We start from the raw sequence: 773 nt of genomic DNA, 5'->3' as shown, positions 1-773 counted from the left end.
CGATATTGTGAAAGTGCAGCGGTAGTTCAGTTGGTTAGAATACCGGCCTGTCACGCCGGGGGTCGCGGGTTCGAGCCCCGTCCGCTGCGCCACTTTTCAGTTCGGGTTGTGTTTGGAAGATGATTTAAGATGTTAAAGTCTTATATCAAGAAATTAATGAATAATTAGTTTTTCTTCTGGGGCGCTTAGCTCAGTTGGTAGAGCGTCTGCCTTACAAGCAGAATGTCGGCGGTTCGATCCCGTCAGCGCCCACCATATATGTGACCATACTTTTTTTTAAAGTATTGTAGTGCAGCGGTAGTTCAGTTGGTTAGAATACCGGCCTGTCACGCCGGGGGTCGCGGGTTCGAGCCCCGTCCGCTGCGCCATTCTCTTGATTCCCTTGTCTAGAGAATGTAGAGTATAAAGATACATTCGTTATCTTTTCTCATTAAGGGCGCTTAGCTCAGTTGGTAGAGCGTCTGCCTTACAAGCAGAATGTCGGCGGTTCGATCCCGTCAGCGCCCACCATTATTTCTTTTCAGAAAATTAAACTCTCCTCATATTCAAATCGCTTATTTTCTTATACTTTTAATTTTCATGTAAAATTATTTGTTATATGAACAATTCTAAATTTAATTTTTCTATTGTGAAATTAAAGTGTCGATATCTTTAGATGAATAATTTTTAAATTATTATTTTCATTCGTTGCTTGTCTTATCGTTATATACACTTGAACGACTTGAACGACTTGAACGACTTGAACGACTTGAACGACTTGAACGACTTGAACG

The 773-nt window shown here is 41.5% G+C and carries 4 tRNA genes; all 4 read left to right on the top strand.

The annotated features are described in order from the left end of the window. Positions 1-15: 15 nt before the first annotated feature. Positions 16-92: transfer RNA gene (locus F935_RS00590), tRNA-Asp, on the top strand. A gap of 87 nt (positions 93-179) precedes the next feature. After that, positions 180-255: transfer RNA gene (locus tag F935_RS00585), tRNA-Val, on the top strand. Positions 256-291: 36 nt separating this feature from the next. Further along, positions 292-368, top strand: a tRNA-Asp gene (locus F935_RS00580). A 66-nt stretch (positions 369-434) separates the two neighbouring features. Next, positions 435-510, top strand: a tRNA-Val gene (locus F935_RS00575). Positions 511-773: the final 263 nt, after the last annotated feature.

The sequence above is a fragment of the Acinetobacter calcoaceticus ANC 3811 genome, assembly GCF_000399665.1.
Taxonomy (GTDB): domain Bacteria; phylum Pseudomonadota; class Gammaproteobacteria; order Pseudomonadales; family Moraxellaceae; genus Acinetobacter; species Acinetobacter calcoaceticus_B.
This window is presented reverse-complemented; position numbering and strand designations above follow the sequence as displayed.